The organism is Caulobacter sp. CCH9-E1, assembly GCF_001556515.1.
GTDB lineage: Bacteria > Pseudomonadota > Alphaproteobacteria > Caulobacterales > Caulobacteraceae > Caulobacter.
In genome coordinates this window covers 1-1,910 of record NZ_LSJA01000211.1, presented here as the reverse complement: position 1 = coordinate 1,910, position 1,910 = coordinate 1, and the positions used below count along the sequence as shown (strand labels likewise).

1 protein-coding gene is annotated in these 1,910 nt (G+C 71.4%); it reads right to left on the bottom strand.

Going from position 1 to position 1,910, the window contains the following annotated elements; all coding sequences use genetic code 11:
• Nucleotides 1-63: 63 nt before the first annotated feature.
• A partial coding sequence (locus AX690_RS12450) for a DEAD/DEAH box helicase (RefSeq protein WP_066730395.1) occupies nt 64-1,910 on the bottom strand: 1,847 nt, incomplete at its 5' end.

The following is a 1,910-nucleotide window of genomic DNA, read 5'->3' as shown; positions in this document are numbered from 1 at the left end:
CTTCCCCCTCCGTCGTCTCTTCGAGCCGACACCTCCCCCGCTAGGGGGAGGATTTTGGTCTAACTACTTCTTCTTGAAGGGCTTGCCCGCCGGCTTGCCGCCGGGCTTGGCGTCGAAGCTCTTGGCCTTGAAGGGCTTGGGGCCCTTGAACGGCTTGGCGGGGCCGTCGCCGTCGCGCTTGCCGGCGTAAGGCTTGGCGTAGGGCTTCGGGCCGGCGGCGTTGTCCTCGAAGCGCTTCTTGAACGGCGGACGCTGCGGGCGCTCGTCGCCTTCGACACGCGGCTCGCGCGGCTTGAACTCGCGGCGCTGCGGGCGGTCGCCGTCCTCGCGCGGCGGACGCGGCGGGCGTTCGCCACGCGGGGCGGGGGCCGTGGTCGGGGTGATCGAGACGTCCTCGCGCACCGTCGACTGGACGGCCGCGCCGAACTTGGTCGCCGCCTCGGCCGAGATCTCGAACTTGGTGTCGTAGTCGAAGATCCGGATCGCGCCGATGTCCTTCTTGGTGATGTGGCCCAGGCGGCAGATCATTGGGATCAGCCACTTGGGATCGGCGTTGCCGCGACGGCCCACGCTGATCCGGAACCACTCCGAGCCCTCCATGTCGACGCGCGGTTCGCGCAGCGGACGCTCGCCCGCTAGGCGCGGACCCGGATCGGCGCCGTGGCGCGGATCGTCATAGATGTCTTCCGGCGAGGGCAGCTTGGCGCGGCGGGTGCGGATCAGGGCCGCGGCGATCTCGACCGGCGTGCGCTTGGCCAGCATGGCTTCGGCCAGGGCGATATCCTCCTCGGTCGAGGCTTCCGAGAAGATCGGATCCTCGAGCAGGCGCTCCTGGTCCTTTTCGCGGATGGAGTCGGCGCTGGGCGCGCCGCCCCATTCCGCGTCGACGCCGGCCGCGTACAGCAGCTGCTCGGCCTTGCGACGGCGGGTGTAGGGCACGACCAGGGCCGAAACGCCCTTCTTGCCGGCCCGGCCCGTGCGGCCCGAGCGGTGCAGCAGGGTGGCCTTGTTGATCGGCAGCTCGGCGTGGATGACGAGGCCCAGGTCCGGCAGGTCGAGACCGCGCGCGGCGACGTCGGTGGCGACGCAGACGCGGGCGTGGCCGTCGCGCAGGGCCTGCAGGGCGTCGGCCCGTTCACGTTGGGACAGTTCGCCCGACAGGCCGACGACGGCGAAGCCGCGCTCGCGCAGCTTGGCGTGCAAGCTGCGGACGCTTTCACGGGTGTTGGCGAACACCAGGGCGCCGGGGGCCTCGAAGAAGCGCAGCAGGTTGACGACCGCGTGCTCGACCTCGTTGGGGGCCACCCGCACGGCGCGGTATTCGATGTCGCGGTGCGGCTCGTCGCGGGCGATCGTGTCGATGCGCAGAGCGTCGTTCTGGTAGCGCTTGGCCAGCTCGACGATGTCTCGGGCCAGGGTGGCCGAGAACAGCAGGGTGCGGCGTTCGGGCGGGGCGGCGTCGAGGATGAACTCCAGGTCCTCGCGGAAGCCCATGTCCAGCATCTCGTCAGCCTCGTCGAGGACGGCGACCTTCAGCTTGGAGAGGTCCAGGTGCCCGCGCTCGATGTGGTCGCGCAGGCGGCCCGGGGTGCCGACGACGATGTGGGCGCCATAGTTCAGCGCGCGCTGCTCGCGGCGGGCGTCCATGCCGCCGACGCAGTTGATCACCGCGGCCTTGGCTTCGGCGTAGAGCCAGCCCAGTTCGCGATTGACCTGCATGGCCAGCTCGCGGGTCGGGGCGATGACCAGGGCCAGGGGCTCGGCGGCCTGGCCGAAGGTCTCGGCCTCGCCCAGCAGGGTGGGGGCGGCCGCGAGGCCGAAGGCGACGGTCTTGCCGGAGCCGGTCTGGGCGCTGACCAGCAGGTCGCGGTCGGCGGCGTCGGCGGCCAGCACGGCGGCCTGGACGGGGG